17 protein-coding genes and 1 pseudogene are annotated in these 18902 nt (G+C 61.0%); 10 read left to right on the forward strand and 8 right to left on the reverse strand.

Annotated features, from left to right (window positions below; genetic code table 11):
• Window positions 1-13: 13 nt before the first annotated feature.
• Complete coding sequence (locus QMG56_RS05995) at window positions 14-1120, forward strand: HPP family protein (RefSeq protein WP_281821658.1); 1107 nt, start codon at window positions 14-16, stop codon at window positions 1118-1120.
• A 73-nt stretch (window positions 1121-1193) separates the two neighbouring features.
• Here the strand turns inward: QMG56_RS05995 and QMG56_RS06000 are convergent, their stop codons facing one another.
• Both QMG56_RS06000 and QMG56_RS06005 read right to left on the reverse strand, forming a co-directional pair.
• Window positions 1194-2066 carry a nucleotidyl transferase AbiEii/AbiGii toxin family protein gene (locus QMG56_RS06000; protein WP_199555681.1) on the reverse strand — a complete coding sequence of 291 codons (873 nt, stop codon included), beginning with the start codon at window positions 2064-2066 and terminating at the stop codon, window positions 1194-1196.
• Complete coding sequence (locus QMG56_RS06005; protein ID WP_281821690.1) at window positions 2059-2745, reverse strand: hypothetical protein; 687 nt, start codon at window positions 2743-2745, stop codon at window positions 2059-2061. Before QMG56_RS06005 ends, QMG56_RS06000 begins: the two co-directional genes overlap by 8 nt.
• Window positions 2746-3013: 268 nt before the next feature.
• On the opposite strand from QMG56_RS06005, the pseudogene QMG56_RS06010 reads away from it, so the two are divergent.
• The 7 genes and pseudogenes from QMG56_RS06010 to QMG56_RS06040 all read left to right on the forward strand — a co-directional run.
• Window positions 3014-3575 (forward strand): annotated as a pseudogene (locus QMG56_RS06010) (ATPase, T2SS/T4P/T4SS family); the annotation flags it as partial.
• 61 nt (window positions 3576-3636) lie between these two features.
• Window positions 3637-6093, forward strand: a complete 2457-nt coding sequence (trbE, locus tag QMG56_RS06015; protein WP_281821659.1) for a conjugal transfer protein TrbE — start codon at window positions 3637-3639, stop codon at window positions 6091-6093.
• Entirely contained in the window at window positions 6090-6809 is a 720-nt protein-coding gene (gene trbJ / locus QMG56_RS06020; RefSeq protein ID WP_281821660.1) for a P-type conjugative transfer protein TrbJ, read from the forward strand. The genes trbE and trbJ overlap by 4 nt, the downstream gene beginning before the upstream one ends.
• 1 nt (window position 6810) lies before the next feature.
• Window positions 6811-7065, forward strand: a complete 255-nt coding sequence (trbK-alt, locus tag QMG56_RS06025; protein ID WP_281821661.1) for a putative entry exclusion protein TrbK-alt — start codon at window positions 6811-6813, stop codon at window positions 7063-7065.
• Window positions 7062-8342 (forward strand): P-type conjugative transfer protein TrbL, encoded by a 1281-nt coding sequence (gene trbL, locus QMG56_RS06030; protein ID WP_281821662.1) that lies wholly within the window; start codon window positions 7062-7064, stop codon window positions 8340-8342. The genes trbK-alt and trbL overlap by 4 nt, the downstream gene beginning before the upstream one ends.
• Before the next feature lie 21 nt (window positions 8343-8363).
• A complete protein-coding gene (gene trbF, locus QMG56_RS06035; RefSeq protein ID WP_281821663.1) occupies window positions 8364-9185 on the forward strand; it encodes a conjugal transfer protein TrbF in 822 nt (273 codons plus the stop codon).
• Window positions 9186-9504: 319 nt separating this feature from the next.
• A complete protein-coding gene (locus QMG56_RS06040; protein WP_281821664.1) occupies window positions 9505-10440 on the forward strand; it encodes a DUF2493 domain-containing protein in 936 nt (311 codons plus the stop codon).
• Window positions 10441-10760: 320 nt separating this feature from the next.
• Here the strand turns inward: QMG56_RS06040 and QMG56_RS06045 are convergent, their stop codons facing one another.
• From QMG56_RS06045 to QMG56_RS06055, 3 genes are all read right to left on the reverse strand, one after another.
• Complete coding sequence (locus tag QMG56_RS06045; protein WP_281821665.1) at window positions 10761-11696, reverse strand: hypothetical protein; 936 nt, start codon at window positions 11694-11696, stop codon at window positions 10761-10763.
• A gap of 473 nt (window positions 11697-12169) precedes the next feature.
• A complete protein-coding gene (locus tag QMG56_RS06050; protein WP_281821666.1) occupies window positions 12170-12853 on the reverse strand; it encodes an RES family NAD+ phosphorylase in 684 nt (227 codons plus the stop codon).
• 3 nt (window positions 12854-12856) lie between these two features.
• Window positions 12857-13255: an antitoxin Xre-like helix-turn-helix domain-containing protein gene (locus QMG56_RS06055; RefSeq protein WP_197274702.1), complete on the reverse strand. Its 399-nt coding sequence runs from the start codon at window positions 13253-13255 to the stop codon at window positions 12857-12859.
• Window positions 13256-13693: 438 nt separating this feature from the next.
• On the opposite strand from QMG56_RS06055, the gene QMG56_RS06060 reads away from it, so the two are divergent.
• Window positions 13694-14014, forward strand: a complete 321-nt coding sequence (locus QMG56_RS06060) for a DUF736 family protein (protein WP_006966713.1) — start codon at window positions 13694-13696, stop codon at window positions 14012-14014.
• A 390-nt stretch (window positions 14015-14404) separates the two neighbouring features.
• Here QMG56_RS06060 and QMG56_RS06065 read toward each other — a convergent pair whose 3' ends face one another.
• From QMG56_RS06065 to QMG56_RS06075, 3 genes are all read right to left on the reverse strand, one after another.
• Entirely contained in the window at window positions 14405-14800 is a 396-nt protein-coding gene (locus QMG56_RS06065) for a type II TA system antitoxin MqsA family protein (RefSeq protein ID WP_281821691.1), read from the reverse strand.
• A 104-nt stretch (window positions 14801-14904) separates the two neighbouring features.
• Window positions 14905-16185 (reverse strand): site-specific integrase, encoded by a 1281-nt coding sequence (locus QMG56_RS06070; protein WP_281821667.1) that lies wholly within the window; start codon window positions 16183-16185, stop codon window positions 14905-14907.
• A gap of 486 nt (window positions 16186-16671) precedes the next feature.
• A complete protein-coding gene (locus QMG56_RS06075) occupies window positions 16672-18249 on the reverse strand; it encodes a right-handed parallel beta-helix repeat-containing protein (RefSeq protein WP_281821668.1) in 1578 nt (525 codons plus the stop codon).
• Window positions 18250-18541: 292 nt separating this feature from the next.
• Between QMG56_RS06075 and QMG56_RS06080 the strand changes: the two genes are divergently transcribed.
• Window positions 18542-18841, forward strand: a complete 300-nt coding sequence (locus QMG56_RS06080; RefSeq protein WP_281821670.1) for a LysR family transcriptional regulator — start codon at window positions 18542-18544, stop codon at window positions 18839-18841.
• Window positions 18842-18902: the final 61 nt, after the last annotated feature.

Consider the following 18902-nt stretch of genomic DNA (forward strand, 5'->3'; position numbering starts at 1 on the left):
TAAAGTTACCGATTTGAGCTCTGAAACTGCGCCGCGATTGGTTTGGAGCCGCTACTACAGCACGTATGTAGCGGCTCCGCCCGGACCTGGCGCGCGTGAGCGGCTTGTTGCGGTGGCAGGTGCCATAATCGGCATTGTGACTACGGGACTGCTGTGCGGCGTTCTGGCCGGTACCGGAGCTGCGCACCCTCTACTCGTGGCGCCGATGGGAGCCTCTGCGGTCCTGCTTTTCGCTGTGCCTGCAAGTCCGCTGGCCCAGCCAGGGTCAATCCTGGGCGGAAACGTCCTGTCGGCCCTGGTAGGCATCGCAGTCGCCCTTGCCGTCCCCAATGCTACCGTTGCAGCGGGGCTTGGTGTGGGACTGGCCATTGCAGTCATGTCATTGGCGCGCTGCCTGCATCCGCCAGGCGGCGCAGTCGCCCTGTCAGCCGTGCTCGGCGGGGCCGCTGGAAGCGCGCATCCGTTCATGTTCGCGCTTTATCCCGTTGGTTTGAACTCACTGCTGCTGATACTCGCTGGTCTGGCATTCCATCGCATGTCAGGCCACACGTATCCGCATCGGGCGAAGCTTACCGAAAGCGCCCACGGCACACAGGATTCTGCGCCGCTCAGCAGAAGTGGGGTGAGGCCGAGCGATGTTGACGCAGCGCTGGAAAGCTTTGGCGATACGCTCGACATCAATCGCGACGATCTTTTGCAACTTTTCGAATTGGCGGGTCTCAGCGCGGCGGAGCGACAGGTCGAGCAGCTAAGCTGCAACGACATCATGTCACGCGACGTTATCACGATTGCGGCAACCGCCCCGGTGGAGGAGGCGCATAGACTGCTGCGCGCAAGGCACCTGCGTGCGCTACCGGTAGAGAATGTCTCTGGCCAACTGGTCGGCGTGATCACATGGCCAGACCTCGATAAACAAGGGGCTTTTGCATCGGAGATAATGGCGCCGGCAGATACGGCGCATGTGTTCGCGCCAGCGGCGGCGCTGCTCGCCCCTCTCGCCAATGGTCACGGTCATGAGGTCATGATCGTGGACGACAACATGCATTTGCAAGGCATCGTTACCCAAACGGACATCATTGCCAGTCTGATAACAAAGGCGGTCACGCTCAATACAAAATGAGGGTGTCACCTTTGGCTGCTGCTTCGGAGGCAGCCAAGCGTGCCGCTCCACGGATACCCCGGCATGTCGGCCTTTAGGCTACAGCTTGGCTGTCAGACGCCGCGACCAGCTTATCGACCTTGGCGAGGAAAAAGCGCTCACTCCACAGATCAACCGATTTGAGATCAGCAGGACGCAGGAAGCGCTCGACATCCTTTGCCGCTTCCTTCCACTCGATCCGAGTGATTGTGCCAGAAAGCGCAGCCTTCAACCATGACATGTCGACGTGGAGCGACCCGTCACCGGCCCATGGCCCTGCCTGAACCAGCGCGTTTTGCAAAAGGACGAAATTGGGTTCGAGCCCGCGCGAAACATACCAGGAGAAGTCGAACCAGTCGCGACCTTTGAGGAAGCCTCGGCATAGCAAGGCATGAATCTTCAGCGCGAAATTTGATGCCAGATCCTGGTGGCGCACCTCATAATCAGCTGGAAAATCAAGATAGGTGGTCGCCTCGGCCGATCCTGCGGGCGGGTTCACATCAATTTCCAGCTTGATCTTGATCGCCTTGCGATGGCCGGTGCCTGCGAATGACAAGTCGAGCTGGCTGGCGATGGAGTCGTCCTTGAGCAGCGCCTGGCGAATGGCCGTATCCATGCGCGGCTTGGGCTGAGCTTCCAGCGTCAGCCCGAACTGGCTGAACACCTCGGTCATTCCCTCGAGGTAAGGGGACCAGTCGAAGTCCATGTTCGGCACGCGCAGGAGAAAGTCCAAGTCCTCGGAAAAGCGTGGCAGGCCGTGTAAAATGCGCAGGCTGGTGCCGCCCTGGAACAGGGCGCAATCGAAGAAATCGGCGCGCCACAGCGCGTATAGCGCAATCTCCTGGAGGATCTCCTTGAGCGCGTTTTCCTCTTCAAGCGCATTGGTGGCGCCATAGCGGCCGAGCTTTTCTTTGATGATGTCAATCATGCAGAGATCCCCTGCTTTGAGCCCGTTTTGTCGTCAGAACCACATCTTCAAGCTCGGAAAGGAAGGCGTTCACTGCCTTGTGCTTGTAGACCGACTTCACTGCGACAAAGTCCGTTTCCGTCAACGCCAGAAGCGCCTCGTCATCGATCCGCATGCCACTGGTCAGCCAATCGAGGCCAGACCATTCCACCTTGCGCAGGGCGACAAGATCCATAAGGGCGCGCAGCGGCCTAGCGACAAAGGCGGTGAGCTTGTCGAAGGTCACGCGCTCGACGCCGCTAAGGAAGCGATAATCGGCAATGGCCAGCGGATGATATTTGAAGGAGCCGAATTCGGTGGCCGGGATCTCCAGCGTTTTACGCCCCGGCGTCACGCTGGCAGTGACAAGCACTGCCTCAGGAATCCAGCCATGGTAAGCCAGCGCGCTTTCAAAGGAAATATAGCTCCCGGGAAGCAAAGCCTGCGCCACCGCGAAGGGATGCACAGGAGCGCTTCGATACGCCTTGGCAAGCGTATAAACCCCGCGCTTCAGGCGAATTAGTGACCCGTCCTTGAGGGCGCGGTTGACGAGGCCATAACGCCGCGCATTGCCTCCCCCCAGCAGTTCGCTGAGCTGGCGTTCGTTGAAGACCCGATCGCGCAGCGCGCTTGCGGATACCTGTTGCGCTAGGCTGGACATAAAATTCTCAATACTTCCTAATAGTGAAAGTTTCAAGAATTTCTCTATCTCTGCCTTTGCGCACCGTTCGAGTTGCAATTGACTCCCTCAGGCGTGCGTCGGCGGCGCACAGGCCATCGTCAAAGCGTTTCGAACTACGCTCCTCCCTGTTTTTCTATCCCCCACTGCTACGACGCTAAATCCTTGTTGAACTAGCCCCTTTTCTGCGTCTCTTACTCGTCCCCGTCGAGCCGGACGATCCTGTCCCGCTCCTGAAGCGGGGTATCCGATGGGCGCTGAGCCAGTCCGAATTGAAGCACGTTCACGCGGCGCACGCATGCTGCGCACGGCGATGGGCGTATCGATCGCGACCTGGCTGGCTGACCCGCAGATCATCGAGATCATGCTCAATCCTGATGGACGCCTCTGGGTCGACCGGTTGGGCATCGGACTGTCCGACAGCGGTGAACGCCTGACCGCAGCCGATGGTGAGCGCATCATCCGATTGGTTGCCCATCATGTGGGTGCCGAAGTTCACGGCGATGCACCACGCGTGTCAGCGGAGCTGCCGGAAAGCGGAGAACGGTTCGAAGGCCTCCTGCCACCGGTGGTGGCGGCTCCCACCTTTGCCATCCGCAAGCCCGCCGTCGCGGTATTTTTGCTCGAGGACTATGTCAGCACAGGAATCATGGGCGCAGCTGAAGCGGACAGGCTTCGTTGGGGCGTTGCAGAGCGGCTGAACATTCTTGTCGCTGGGGGCACTGGCACCGGCAAAACGACGCTCACGAACGCGCTGCTCGCCGAGGTCGCCAAAACCACAGACCGGGTGGTTCTCATCGAAGATGCACGCCGCGATCCGCAGTTTGTCGATGTCGCGCGCCGCCATCTCAAATATCCGACCTGGGTGCGGCCATGATGTCGCTTCAGGAATATCGGACCAAATCCGCCAGTCTCGCAGACTTCCTCCCCTGGGTCGCACTGGTGGGGCCGGGCGTGGCGCTCAACAAGGACGGATCGTTTCAGCGCACGGCGCGCTTTCGCGGTCCCGATCTCGACAGTGCCACGCCCGCTGAACTCGTGGCCGTCACCTCCCGGCTCAACAATGCTCTGCGGCGGTTGGGCTCGGGATGGGCGGTTTTCGTCGAAGCGCAGCGCACCGCGGCGCAAGCCTATCCGCAATCCCGCTTTCCCGATCCTGTGTCGGCACTGGTCGACAGGGAACGCCGCGAACAGTTTCGTGAGGAAGGCGCGCATTTCGAAAGCGGCTATTATCTGACGCTGCTGTGGATGCCGCCGCCCGAGGAAGCCGCGCGCGCCGAAGGCTGGCTCTACGAAGGCAAGGCGTCGACCGGGGTCGATCCCAAGGAACTCGTCAAATCCTTCGCCGATCGTACCGACCGCGTGCTGCATCTGGTTGAGGGATTTATGCCCGAGGCAGCGTGGCTCGATGACGCCGCCACGCTGACCTATCTCCACAGTACGGTATCGACCAGGACGCAGCGCGTCCGCGTGCCCGAAACGCCGGTCTATCTCGACGCGCTGCTGGCCGATGAGCCGCTGACCGGCGGTCTCGAACCCATGCTCGGCGCCCATCATTTGCGCACGCTCACCATCACCGGTTTTCCGACGGCGACCTTTCCCGGGCTGCTTGATGAGCTCAACCGGCAAGCCTTCCCGTACCGCTGGTCAACGCGTGCAATCATGCTCGACAAGACCGACGCCACCAAACTGCTCTCGAAGATTCGGCGGCAATGGTTTGCCAAGCGCAAATCGGTTGCTGCCATCCTCAAGGAGGTGATGACCAACGAGCAATCGGTGCTGATGGATTCGGACGCCTCGAACAAGGCGGCTGATGCCGACATGGCGCTGCAGGAACTCGGCGCGGATCATGCTGGCATTGCTTATGTCACTGCGACGGTCACGGTCTGGGACCGCGACCCGGCGCTGGCGGCGGAGAAGCTGAGGCTGGTCGAAAAGGTCATCCAGGGCCGCGACTTCACCTGCACGATCGAAGGCATGAATGCGCTCGAGGCATGGCTCGGATCGCTCCCCGGCCATGTCTACGCCAATGTCCGGCAGCCGCCCATTTCCACTCTCAATCTCGCCCACCTGATCCCCCTGTCAGCGGTATGGGCGGGAGCGGAACGGGACGAGCATTTCGGTGACGCCCCCTTGCTTTACGGCAAGACCGAAGGCTCGACCCCGTTCCGCCTTTCTCTTCATGTCGGCGATGTCGGACACAGCCTCATCGTTGGCCCGACAGGGGCAGGCAAATCCGTGCTGCTGGCGCTGATGGCGCTGCAGTTCCGGCGCTACAAAGGCAGCCAGATCTTCGCCTTCGATTTTGGTGGATCGATCCGCGCTGCCGCGCTCGGCATGGGCGGCGACTGGCAGGATCTCGGCGGCGCGCTGCATGCCGAGGAAGGCGACGGCGCTGCCGTTGCCCTGCAGCCGCTTGCTCGGATCGACAACGCCGGCGAACGCGCCTGGGCCGCCGAATGGCTGGCGGCGATGCTGGCCGGCGAAGGCATGGTGATTGACCCTGCTGCTAAAGAACATCTCTGGTCGGCCCTGACATCGCTTGCGTCCGCACCACCTGCCGAGCGCACACTCACCGGTCTCGCGGTCCTGCTGCAATCCCAGGAATTGAAGCAGGCACTCGCCCCGTATCTCATTGGCGGTCCATGGGGACGGCTGCTTGATGCCGAACAGGAACGTCTGGGTGAGGCGTCCGTGCAGGCTTTCGAAACCGAAGGTCTGATTGGCGCGTCATCGGCCGCTGCTGTGCTCGCCTATCTGTTCCACCGGATCGAGGGGCGGCTCGACGGCTCGCCGACCATGATCATAATCGATGAAGGCTGGCTCGTGCTCGACAGCCCGGCCTTCGCCGCACAGCTGCGCGAATGGCTGAAGACGCTGCGCAAGAAGAATGCGAGCGTCGTCTTCGCGACCCAGAGCCTTGCCGACATCGAGACGTCGGCCATCGCGCCTGCCATTATCGAAAGCTGCCCGACGCGCATCTTTCTGCCCAACGAGCGCGCGGCCGAACCGCAGATCGCACGGGTCTATGAGCGGTTCGGCCTCAATGATCGCCAGATCGAAATCCTGAGCCGGGCAACACCGAAGCGTGACTATTACTGCCAGTCGCGGCGCGGCAACCGGTTGTTCGAGCTGGGTCTCGGCGATGTCGCACTCGCCTTCAGCGCCGCCTCTTCCAAAACCGATCAGATCCGCATCGCCGAGCTTGTCGCAGCCCATGGTCGCGAAGGCTTTGCAGCGGCCTGGCTCCAGAACCGCAGCCTCGCATGGGCGGCCGAGCTGCTTCCTCCCCCGCCGCCCGCACTAACGGACAAGGAAAACCGCCCATGAAAATACCCGTCCTCCGCCGCGCTCTCATGGCGACGGCGATCGCCACTTCGCTGGTATCAGGCACCATGATCGCCGCGCCGGCGCAGGCCCAGTTTGGCGGGATCGTCTATGACCCCAGCAACTACGCGCAGAACGTGCTGACTGCCGCCCGGACGCTGCAGCAGATCAACAACCAGATCCAGCAGATCCAGAACCAGGCTACCAGCCTCATCAACGAGGCCCGCAATCTTGCCAGTCTGCCGGTCTCGACGATCCAGACGCTGCAGCAACAGGTCGATCAGACCCGCCAGTTGCTGAACCAGGCCCAGCGCATCGCCTATGACGTGACCGACGTGCAGCAGGTGTTCAACGGCCGTTACAAGGGGGCGGCACTGACCGGCGGGCAGGCCCAGATGGTCGCTAACGCCAATGCGCGATGGCAGGACAGCGTCGGCGCCTTCGAAGACGCAATGAAGGTTCAGGCCGGGATCGTCGGCAATCTGGGTGCGACCCGCAGCTCGATCACGACACTGGTCGGCGCCAGCCAGTCAGCGACCGGGACTTTGCAGGCGGCACAGGCCGGCAATCAGCTACTGGCTTTGCAAACCCAGCAACTGGCCGATCTGACCGCCGCCATTGCGGCGCAGGGCCGCGCGCAGTCGATCGAGGCCGCGCGCAATGCTGCGACCGAGGCCGAGGGCCGCGAGCGTTTCCGCCGCTTCCGGACCCGGAACTGACATGAGCCGGTCGGTCAAGCTGGCGGCAGTCGCTGCTTTTGGCGGATTGCTGATCGCGGTCGCGGTTGTGTCAACAACGCAGCCGCCAGCTCGGCACGACACAACGACCTATGTCGCGGACGAGACAGGATCTCCGAACCCTCACGCCGCAGAACTCAAGCGCTGCAGTACGATCACCATGCCGGAATCGGGATGCGATGCGGTCTGGGAAGCTGAGCGCCGCCGATTTTTCCATGGAAGGGACCGGCAGCCATGAATGATACCGGCGTCATCGACCAGTTTCTGACGGTCTTCACCCAATACATCGACAGCGGCTTCGGCCTGCTCGGCGGTGAGGTCGGCTTCCTGTCGACCACCCTCATCGTCATCGACGTGACCATAGCAGCCTTGTTCTGGGCCTGGGGCACCGATGAAGATGTGCTGCAGCGCCTGATCAAGAAGACGCTCTACATCGGCACTTTCGCCTTCATCATCGGCAACTTCTCCAATCTCGCTGGCATCATGCTCCAGAGCTTTGCCGGGCTTGGCCTGCAGGCCAGTGGCAGCGGCATGGCTATCGGCGATTTCATGCGCCCCGGCGTTGTGGCCGCAACCGGTCTTGATGCCGGACAACCGCTGCTCGACGCCACCGCCGACCTTGTCGGACCGGTAGGCCTATTCACCAATTTCGTGCAGATCCTGATCCTGCTGATTTCTTGGCTGATCGTCGTCATCGCCTTCTTCGTGCTGGCGATCCAGGTCTTCGTCACCATCATCGAGTTCAAACTGGTGACGCTCGCCGGTTTCGTGCTGCTGCCGTTCGCCTTTTTCGGGCGCACGGCCTTCATGGCCGAGCGCGTCCTTGGCCACATCATTTCCTCCGGCATCAAAGTGCTCGTGCTGGCCGTCATCACCGGCATTGGCACGACCCTGTTCTCGCAATTCATCAACGCCGGAATCGGGGTCGAACCCGACATCCAACAGGTCATGGCGATTGCGCTCGCGGCGTTGACCCTGCTCGGCCTTGGTATCTTTGGTCCCAGCATCGCCAACGGCATTGTGTCGGGCGGACCGCAACTTGGCGCAGGGGCAGCGGCAGGCACTGCGATCGCTGCCGGCGCGACGATTGCGGGCGGTATCGCCGGTGCCAAGCTCGCGGCAGGTGCCGCCGGCTCTGCCATAGCGGGCACGGCCACGGGCGGTGCCCGCGCGGCAGGCGGCGCGTCGGGTGCCTACGCAGCCGGAGCCGCTGGCAAAACCGGACGGGCTGCGGCTACTTCGGGTCTCGCCAATGTAGCAAAATCAGCCGCAAGCAGCGCGGCGTCACCACTTCGCCGGGCCGCGGACAGCCTCAAAGCGAACTATGCCGCCGGCAAGACCGGGACTTCCGCCAATGCGGCAGCGACCGGCGCCGCCGATGGCCCTCCTGCATGGGCCACCGCGATGAAGCGGCGTCAGGCGATGACGCAGGGTGCCAACATGGCCTCGCATACCCTCAAGGGCGGCGATAGCCACGGCGGCGGCTCTGGCCCCGACATCTCCGACAAAAGCTGAAACTTCCGAAAAGGATCCGACATGTTTCGACGCCCCTCTATCCGCTACGGGACCAGTCCCGAGCCCGTCACGCCCTATCAACGCGCCGCCCAGGTCTGGGACGATCGCATCGGTTCAGCCCGGGTGCAGGCGAAAAACTGGCGGCTCGCCTTCTTCGGTTGCCTCGCTCTTTCGGGAGGGCTGGCAGGCGGTCTCGTCTGGCAATCGGCGCGCGGCACGATCACGCCTTGGGTGGTCGAGGTCGACAAGCTCGGCCAGGCACAGGCCATCGCCCCTGCCGATGTCGATTATCGCCCGACCGACCCGCAGATGGCGTTCCACCTTGCTCGCTTCATCGAACAGGTGCGCGCCATTCCCGCCGATCCGATCGTGCTGCGGCAAGACTGGCTCAGGGCTTACGACTTCACCACCGACCGCGGCGCGCAGGCGCTCAACGACTATCCACGACGCGCCATGGGGCACTTGCTCGGCTCGGGCGTCCGGTTCGGCAAAGCGGACGGTGTCATGGTTGCCGGTGAAGGCCTCGAAACTCTCCTGTCGTTGCGGCAGGTGATGCCATCCATGCCCATGATCGCAGGACTATCGGCCGCCCACCTCGCTGCCATCCAGTTCCCTGCTGCGCTGCGCTGCCTCTATGTCGCGCGCGATGATGATCCCGCCGGGGCAACGGCATTGTCGACCTTGATCGAGCGCTGCGACCCGTTGGGCATTGCCGTTATACCGCTTGAACCCCGGCTCGACGATTTCAACAGCGACCTTACCGCCTATGGCCATAAGCGGTTGGCAGCGGCCATTCGGGTGCAGCTCAGCGCCGCCGATGCCGTGCGGTTTCTCAAAGAATGAGCGAAGCTGGCCGGTAAGCGGGGGGTTTTCCGGGGCAGTGGGGCGCATGGCCACCTCTCCCGGTCCTTGAAGGTCGCCACGCCCTCGGCCTTCGGGAGGGGGCGACTGCGGCAGCGAACACGGGCACCGCAATGGCTGCGCTGCGGCTATTTTCCGCCGGGGCTGCGCCCCTTTGCATCGCGAAACAAAATAGTCTTGCTTCGCCATCCTCCGCTGGCGCTCCGGCCGCGCGTTTCCGCGCGGTGCAGACCCGTGCCCGCCGCCGCTGGTCGTCGCCACGAAGGCCGCGAGAGGCGTGGCTCAGGACACGGAGACCATCATGGCAAGCGCCCCAGATCTTCCCCTTGAAGACACCACCCCCGAACTCGGATCAACCGCCTATCTCCTTCAGGAAATGCAGCTCTACGGCTATCGACCCTTCGAGGACGAACCCGATGGCAGGCCGCTACCAGATGCCCGCCTTGCCGGTGGCGCGGTCGCCGACATGTTCGACGGGCTTGTCTCAGCTTTGATCGACACCCGCATTGAACCCGATCTCGAAGACCTGCTCTGGAACGTCGTCAACATCTTCCACCGCGCCGGCGAGCGGGTCGAACGCGATCTCGACGACAATGAACAGGCGCAAAAACGCCTTCAGCGCGAACAGGATGGCAGCGAAGTGCGCTCGGTCGAACTTGAGCGCCAGATTGCCGAAGGCATCTCGCTCATCGAACGCCGCGACACGATGGAATTCTTCCGCGAAGCCGCCGCCGATCAATTCCGCATCCACGCCCGCAAGGCCTGGACACCCCGCACCGGATCCCGCGTCAACCGCAAGGCCATGACCTCAGCCATCATCGACAGCCGCGACTTTCTCGACAAACGCGCCAGAGAGAATGCCCGCGTGCTGCTGCCCGAAGGCACCCGTATCGCCTTCACCGGTGGCCCAGATTGCAACGATCACTCGGCCATCTGGGATGTCCTCGACCGGGTTCATGCGCGTCATGGCGACATGGTCCTGCTGCACGGTGCCACACCCACTGGTGCCGAACGCGCAGCCGCTTGCTGGGCCGATACGCGCCGCGTGCCGCAGGTCGCCTTCCGTCCCGACTGGAACCGGCACAAGAAGGCCGCTCCGTTCAAGCGCAATGATCGTATGCTCGAAGCTCTGCCAGTAGGTCTGGTCGTATTTCCAGGGACCGGCATCCAGGACAATCTGGCTGACAAAGCCCGCAAGATGGGCATTCCGCTCTGGGACTTCCGCGAGAAGCGGTGAAGCTGTTAGCCTCGTCTCGTCCAATTGTATGCTGGGATGAGCAGGTTCGGCTGCCGACCAGAGTCAGTCGCCCGGCGGCCAGGGCTTGAACGGCAGCTTCGCTGGCCGAAACCTTCCATTCGCGCGGGGCGAAGAAGTCTGGCAGCAAGGCGCCCGAATTCCGGTCGTTTGGCGCCTTTCCATTTCGGCCCGGAAGAGCACATCGATCGTGCAGTTTCGGTCCACGGCCGCTCGGCCTACAGAAATGGCCCAGCTACGGCCCCGCGACTGGTGGTCGCGTTGGGAACCAAGTAGGTGGCAACCATGGAACAACTTCCCACCTATACCGCGCTGCCGGCGGTCCACGACTGCCGCCTGCCCGCGACGAGCGGGTCGAGGTCGCCCCGGCCGAGGTTGGGACACCAGACGTTCGGGGGCTGCCCCTCGCCGCCGATCGTGAATGGATCGTCGCGACGGATGGGCTGCTCCTGCGGGGCCAACTTCAGGATCTCGAGGTGATTGAGCACGACGACGCCGTCGACCGCGTCGAACGCCACGCGGCCGTTGGCGTCGTGCAGCCAGGAATTGGGCGTGAGCAGGCCAGCGTCTTCATGGCTGAGTGCCGACGTCGCCTCGAAGATGTAACCATCCCACAGAACGACTAGGATGCCGGTCCGCAGTTTCAGCGAGAAGTCGCGGAACTTGGTGTCTGCGCTAGCAAGAAAGTCCTTCAGCGTGTTGTCGCGCGGCAGCGTGGCGTCGGCGCGGATGCCGGGCACGGCGCCGATCGGTCCGCGGACTGGGATCTGGTGACCGCGTTCGGCGCGCCGCTCTTGATGTTCGATGAAGGAGGGGCACTTGACCTCGAACAGCCACTGCCGGTTCGGCGTGTCGACGACTAGCTCGGGCCTGCCACCGGTCACCGGATTGGCCGGCTCGATCTGGAAGGTCGTCCCGGCCGGCCAGGCGGCTTCGAGGATCACGCGGCTTACGAGGATCTCGGCCAGTTTCTGGACCAGCTGCTCGTAGCCTTTCCGCCACTTGTCGGGATTGTCGCGCGTGGGGACATAACGGACCTCGGCGAGTTCGCGCAAGAAGCGCTCGCCCGAGCCGGGCAGCTTCGCGTCACAGGCGGCCAGCGCCCGCTGGAGCTGTCGTCCGAATGTGGTGATCCGTCCCTCGGCGAAGTGGTAGCTCAACCATTGCCGGGTTCCATTGGTCAGCACTCGGTAGCGTGCGGCGAAGTCGGTCGGCTGGGGTTTCGCGGGTTCGGTCATAGGTTACCCGCGTCGATGAGGAGGGCAATACGGCGGACTGGGGCCTGCCCCTGAGAGTTATCGCTTTTCATTTTCCCTCCATAACTGGGTGGTGACGTCCATCAGCGACCTTAGGCTCGCTGCTGTCGTCTCGCTATATGGAGGTGTTGTGTGCTTAACGCGCATTCCTCATCCGCAACGTTCCTGACAAGCGGGTCTCAGCAGAGCAGGCAGTGGTGCGTCCGCTACGCGAACTCAGAAATCGTGAACGACTAAGCCGGTTCCGGCCCAGCTTATGTCGCTATGGAGTGCCGCTCAGGCGAACTTCGAATATCTGTCCAGACAAGAGCTGCTGTTCCGCCCATCGCCCTGAGCGGCAGATTTGTCCCAGATTTTGCCCTTCCGGTGAGCCGAAAGCTGACTGCGCTGACGACGGCTTATAGGAAATTTCCGGCGGCGGTGCGGCGACGAGTGGGGCCAAAACAGCCCACACTTCAACTGTCCAACAACCTCTTCTCATAGACCGTACTGATTGCGCGCCCATCCCAGACATAGCAGAGATGCCGTTCCTGGCGGCAGTTCGATAACAACCGAGGCCGGAACACAGCGGTACATTCACCGCCGCGATCGCGGACGCTTTCATAGACAATCCCGTCCGACCCGGCATCGCGCAAGGTCCGCGCGGTTTCCTGAGACACGGCATAGCTGCTCGGATGGTACAGAGCTGGCAGCGCCTCCCGTTGCCCACGGATGTCGTGAAGGTTCGCGGCGAGATCGACGGCATAAACCCGCATGTCGAGTTCCTGCGCCGGTTCGTCGGTAGCCTCGAGGAAATGCGTGCGGTGATGCCTGGTTTCGGCAATTGCGGTTGCCAGTGTCATTCCAGCATAGAAGACGCCGTAGCTGCCGTCGGTGAAGCGGTCGCCGACCGGATTGAGGTGGGTGAACGCCGCCATGATCGGCGAGGAACCGGGGCCTGAAACTCGGTCCTCAGGCGGCACGAGCGACAGCTCGCCTGCCTCGTCGCGCAGGCGGTCATTGGTCATCGCCTCGATGGCATAGACCGCTTCAAGATCGGCAGGATCGGCAACTGCCTCGAACAGCAAGATCGGCGGAAATCGGCTCGGGATGATGCGGTAGCAGGGTGTCCAGCGGACTTCAGACGTGGGAATGTCCACGGGTCAGCCGCGCTGCCCGTCAACATACTGACGCACGACATAGAGATCGGCGACATTGCCCGACATCATCCGGTCAAGCGCCGAGGCGCCGCCGAAAACCTGCGCCTTGTTGGGTTTGCGCACCCACTCATCCGCCGTCTTCGGCAACAGGATCTGCAGGCCTTTGTAGATGCCCATGACATAGGAAATCCGTTCCAGCGCATCCTTGGGCAGCGCCGCGACCACGCCGCGCTTCCAGGATTGGAAGGTCGAGCGGCTCTCCAGACCGAGCAAGCGCATCTGCTCCTGCTCTTTCAGGCCCCAGGCATCAGCGATGCGGAAAAATGTCCGCAGGGCCGGACCCGTCAGATCCTTGCGATCAAGTCCCTTTGCAGGCGCATTGGCTGCAGCTTGGATACCCATGTCGGCACGTCCTTTCATGGCTTCATATGCTTATATTCTGCACAAAAGTCAATATGAGAACTGATATTGCACAATCCGACCTGTGTAATGCAGCGAGAGCCCACTGCTGTTGCCCATCCGCTGTCCAAGGTGACGACGCCTCTCGATCTGCCGTTGGCAGCATTTGACGGATGATTGCTGGCGCGCTCCATCCAGTGATCCGGTGGGGAGGAAGCTTCCGACTTTTGGTCGATGAAAACGGCGATTGCCCACTGATATTCGTTCTCAGGCGGAGCGAAAACCACCCCTCCTTGTCGCCTGTCTGCGGGTCTCGTCTCGCCTAGTGCCGTCAACCCCGTGCGGGGTTCGCCCTTCGCTGACGCTGCGGTGACGGCGGCTCCCGGCCCCTTCTTTTGGCGCCATCGGGGATGGTCCCCGACCACCTTTAGGAGAAACGACATGGCTACCATCGCAAACCTCACCGTGAAGTCCGACGACAGCTTCGAAGGCAACCTCGCAACGCTGACCGTCTCCGCGCCAATCGCGATCATCCCCAACAACCGCAAGACCAAGGACAGCGAACCCGACTACCGCATCGTCAGCCGCAAGAACGGCTTCGAACTGGGCGCAGGCTGGAAGCGCTTCTCGCAGAACACCGGCGCCGAATATGTCTCGGTCTCGCTCTCGGCTCCTGAATTCGGCACCATCTATGGCAACATCGCCAACGCTCCCGGCGATGACCCTTCGAAGAAGGTCATCATCTGGAACCCGCCGAGCTAAGGCGTCAGCGTCGGCCCCGCCTTCGTGCGGGGCCGGACTAACGCCAGTGCAAGAAAAGCAGCATGTTCGACGCCACGCGCATTGCCTGGAAATAATCGGCGATGCAGAGCGAATAGCGACTATGACGGCGTCTGCATCGACATATAGGTCTCGCGCGAATTGGACGAGATCGTCGGCTTGCGCGCGCTTGGCACCGATCGCCTTGCCAGCCAGATGTATAGTCGCGGAATTATCTCGCATCTCACATGCGCGATAATTCCGAAATCTGGGGCGCGCCGAGCTGGGGCATCGGCCCTGCCTTCGGGCGAGACCATTTCTGCTTGGTCCCGCTGCACGTCTGAAATACGTGTACATTTTTCGGACAGCGCCCTGGAAGCGCCTCCTGTCGGCCTACCGCCGGATGTTCCGGAGAGTTGTCACCTCTTCCGGATGGCGATCAAGAATCTCAATCAAGCCGACCGCAGCTTCGCTGGGCTGCATTGTACCACGCTCATACTTTTGGAACGCTCGCCGTCCGCCTCCAATGATCCTACCCGCCTCTTCTTGCGTGAGGCCAAGCTTCTTGCGCACGGCTTTGACCCGTGCGGCATAGGCCGCTCGCAACTCGAGATAGGCTTGATCTATCGCTTGAAGTTCAGCGCCCGAATGGATGGAATCGCCATCGCCTTCAGGATACCAGCCCGGCACCTCCACTTCGAGTGACAACGAGCCAACGCTCAGCGTTTGCATCCGCGCGTCCCGCCGAAGCACATCACCGGTCTTGGGATGAATCCGAGTCTGACCCATCTTCAAACCTCCTTGCCCGATGTCGATCGAATATCGTTCAGCATCTCACAGGCAAACCCCAGCGCGAGATGCTCTCTCTGGCTTCCGAAAATACACCTTCAAGGTTAAATTTCAACTGCCGCCGTTTGTCTGACCGGGCGCAACGATGCAGCGCCTTCGGCAAGCAGGCGGGCGATTTCGTCGGACGTTTTGCGCACCGCTAGCTTCAGAGCTTCATCGATATGGATGTAGTCCTGCGTCACGTTCTGCGAAGCATGCCCGAGCATGGCCCGTATCGTCAGCTCCGTGAATCCGAGTTCGCCCGCGATGCTGCCGAAAGTGTGGCGAAGGGTATGAAGTGTTGCGCCCTCAATTCCCGCCCACTGGCAAACTCTCCGGAAACAGGCTGGTGCAGCCTGGTATGCGCCAGCGCCCGTCATTGACGGGAACACGTAGGGGTTACCAACGATCTCGGGTTGAGCGAGAACGACCTTCAGTGCTTCTGGGCCGATCGAGCGGACCTGAGCATCGGTTTTGGTATCCGGGAAGGAGACAAACCCGCCCTCCGCATGCACCCAGGCGCGCTTCATCGACTGCGCCTCTTCCCGTCTGTATCCTGTCAGCGCAAGTGTCCGTACCACCGCAAGTGCTGTCGGATTTTCGCCATTACGTTCGGCATAGGCGATGGCTTTACCGAACGCGACGAGTTCGGCAGTGCTCAGCCGTCTCGTCTTCTTGTTGATGGCGAGTTTCTTGGCTCCTCTAGTTGGGTGTTCCGCAATCAGCCCCTTGTGCTTGGCATGACCCAAAATGGCTTGCAGCGACCCGAGGCATCGCGACGCGACGCCAGGTCCGCCAGCGGGCCGACCGCCACGGCCTTTACCTCTAGCCTTGGCAGTTTTGCCGTCCCGGACATCAGCCTGCATCTGCTCGACATCCGCGATCGTCAGCCTTTTCGCCATGCGATGGCCAAGAATCGGTTTGATGTGAGTGTTGATCCTGCTCTCATCCATCGCGAGCGAGGAGGCTTTGATTGGACGGTTCTTGCGGCCAAGAATGTTGCCGGCGCGAGCTTCAACCAGATACCAGTCACAGATCTCGGCGACCGTCATGCCATTGCGGGCCTGGTGAATTGCCTCTGCTGGATCCTGACCACCAGCAACTTCGCCAAGCTTGATCTTCGCCAGATCCCGAGCCTGCTCCGTCGTTATGACGCCATAACGGCCAAGATTGATGCGCCGCTTGATCCCTTCGATGTTGCGGTACTGAACGATGAAGGTCTTGAGCCCCGATGGCAGCGCCCGCAAGCCGAAGCCCCGGATCTCGCTGTCCCACAGGACTGCCTGTTTATCTTTAGGCGGCGCGAATGCGTCCACATTGCGCTTGTTCAACTTCGCTGTCGGCATATTTGACCCTCCATTTGGAGACAAAGATTTCAGAGGGGTGCTTTGTCTCCATTTTGTCTCCAGATTTAAGCGTTTCGAGGGTATTATGGGCGGAGACAATCGTAAAGAGGAACATTATAAACATTTGATTTAGTGTAGATAATCGTACTTGGGAGAGTTTGGGATAAGTGGCTGAAATATTTTGCCAAGGTTGGGGTCGAGGGTTCGAATCCCTTCGCCCGCTCCAGTTTTTCCACGGAAAAGCAAGCAGTTAAGCGATCTTAGCGGATCGCTTTTTCTGTTTGTGAGCTCTGCAAAATCAAAAGTATGGGGTGCACAGGCGCTGAAATCCGCAGAAGCGGCGGTGTTTAGGTGCCTCCGGCTGAGTTAGCCTGCCGATGGGCAATGTGGGCTTCGGCGATTGGTGCCCGCTGTCTTACAGGCAACCTTACCGCAATCGTCGAACCCCTTTAGCTCCGGGCTGCGTAAGTCCTCACCTTGACCCCATTAACGGCGCGATTCGAAGAAGGTCGTCATCCTTGGCTTCATCGGGCGGACGGGGGTGCGCAATTCTCGCTCCAACATCGTCAGCATCCAGCTCCGGTGCTGAAGGATGAAGGTGGTAAAATCGCCTGTGCTGGAAGGATGAAACACCGGTACTGCCCAGTCCGCCTCGGGCTCGGCATAGGCTGCCTCGAAAACGCCGCGCTCATCTGTAGGCGGATCGATATGGCGGCCCAGAAAGCTATTGCCCCGGAACCGGATATTTTCTGCCGGCGAGAACCCCGGCGCTATCACATAGTCAGGACCGCTTCGTCCCGCCTCATGGCCGTAACGCCCGGTGCCTGTTACCGCGAACCGGTTATCGATAAACCGAACATCATTTGCCCAACCTTGCCATTCGGTAGCAATGACCATCTGTGCATCGATCGGCTGTCCAACATGCACGACATTGTTCTTGATCAATACATCCGAAACAGGACCGGAGAGCTGAAAAATGCGACCCGCGTCGTTCCGACTGACGTTGAAGCGCGCTGTCGTTCCGTAATTGCCCAGATTATCGGTATTGTTTCTGCGCGGAGAACAGATGAGCAGAAAGCCGCCTGCGTTATCATGACTGTAATTGTAAACGAAGGTTGTTCGTCGGGAGTTGAAATCAGAATCAAATCCCTGACCATCGTAGCGGGTAACAGTAAACGCCGCCTCGTTGAGCTGTATAAGACTGTGGTCTGTGCTCCACTGCCAGATCGCAGCGTTATAGCCCGGCGCTCGGCTGCCCGCGTAGCGCACTATATTATGTTCTATAAACGCGCCGTCAGTCCCGCGGGGGACGATGCCGTCTCCGCCTACATCTTCGACAAGATTATCGCGGATCACAACCTTTCCACTGGGAAACCATCGCGCTATCGTCACCTGATCGCTGATCCCGGCGATGCCTGACCTGTCCACCCGCCAGACGATATTGCGCTCGATCCGCAAATCTTCGAACCGGGTCGCCCGTTTGGGTCCAAGAGCACGGAACACGATCCCGCCATTATCCTTGCGGTCGTTGGTGCCGCGCACGTCATGCACATACATGTCCGTGATACGAATGCCGCGCTTGACGCCGCTGTCTTCCGCTGAAACGAGAACGCCGTAGCGCGGCTTCACAGGCGTCGCGTCGTTCGTGACTTCAAGGCCACTGATGGCCACGAATTCTGCATTGAAAATAGCGATGCCATAGTCTGCGACACCACCTGCCTCAATCCGCGGTCGCGGACCAACTCCAGCCACGCGGACCGAAATTGGCGCATTGTTGCGCCCGGAACGCGTAATAACCAGGGGCTCTCGCCACACAGAACCTGCAGCGAGCAGGATCGTATCGCCCGGTTGGAAGGGCGTGTCCCTTACCCGTTGAAGCGAGCGCCATGGTGCGGCGGCCGACCTACCGTCATTTCCGTCGTTGCCCGCGCTGGAGTCGACATAATAAGTTGCGGCCCATCCGCTCGTGGAACCGATCAGCCCAATGGCCGCAGCGAATATTGCCACACAATGCCAGAGCAAGCGATGTCGGGCTGCTACGGACAAGGGGGAGGGTTTCATCATGAAGCGGCTGATAGCGCGCAATATGCGCCATTCAACCCTGGAAAACGCATATGCCGAAGATCAGGATGGGAGGTTCGTATCGCTCATCGAGCGTCCGTTCAAAAGGGCCAGCAAGGGTCCAAAAAATAGGGAAACGCGATCTTCGATAGCGCGCAGAAGGGTCCTTTGCCCTGCGTGAAGCCATATAGGTGGCGATATTGCACATCATATTGGACGGCCTGTAAAAGACTGATACCCCCAGCGGGCAGAATACTCCGGGTTGAGGCCATCAATCAGACAAGGAGCGCGCAACGTGAATTTCAATAATTTCGATTTGAATTTGTTGCGTTCGCTCGATGCACTGATCCGTGAACGAAACGTCACGCGCGCTTCTGAGAAGCTGCACGTAACGCAACAGGCAATGAGCGGTGCCTTGCGGCGTTTGCGAGGCCATTTCGAGGACGACCTGCTGGTGCGCGTGGGCCGCAGCATGGAACTAACGCCACTCGCCCGCGCGCTTAGGGATCCGGTGCGCGAGGCGCTTCTAACCCGTCTTATTCATGAGACCGCCGCTCCGAGGTTTTGTGGGCTGGGTTCGTTGTTGACGGCGTAGTCTGGACGAGCGCCTCCGCTGGTGATTTTCACCACGACGGGAGCAAGGGGCTTTTTGAGGT

The sequence above is a fragment of the Sphingobium sp. BS19 genome (assembly GCF_027925545.1).
Lineage (GTDB): Bacteria > Pseudomonadota > Alphaproteobacteria > Sphingomonadales > Sphingomonadaceae > Sphingobium.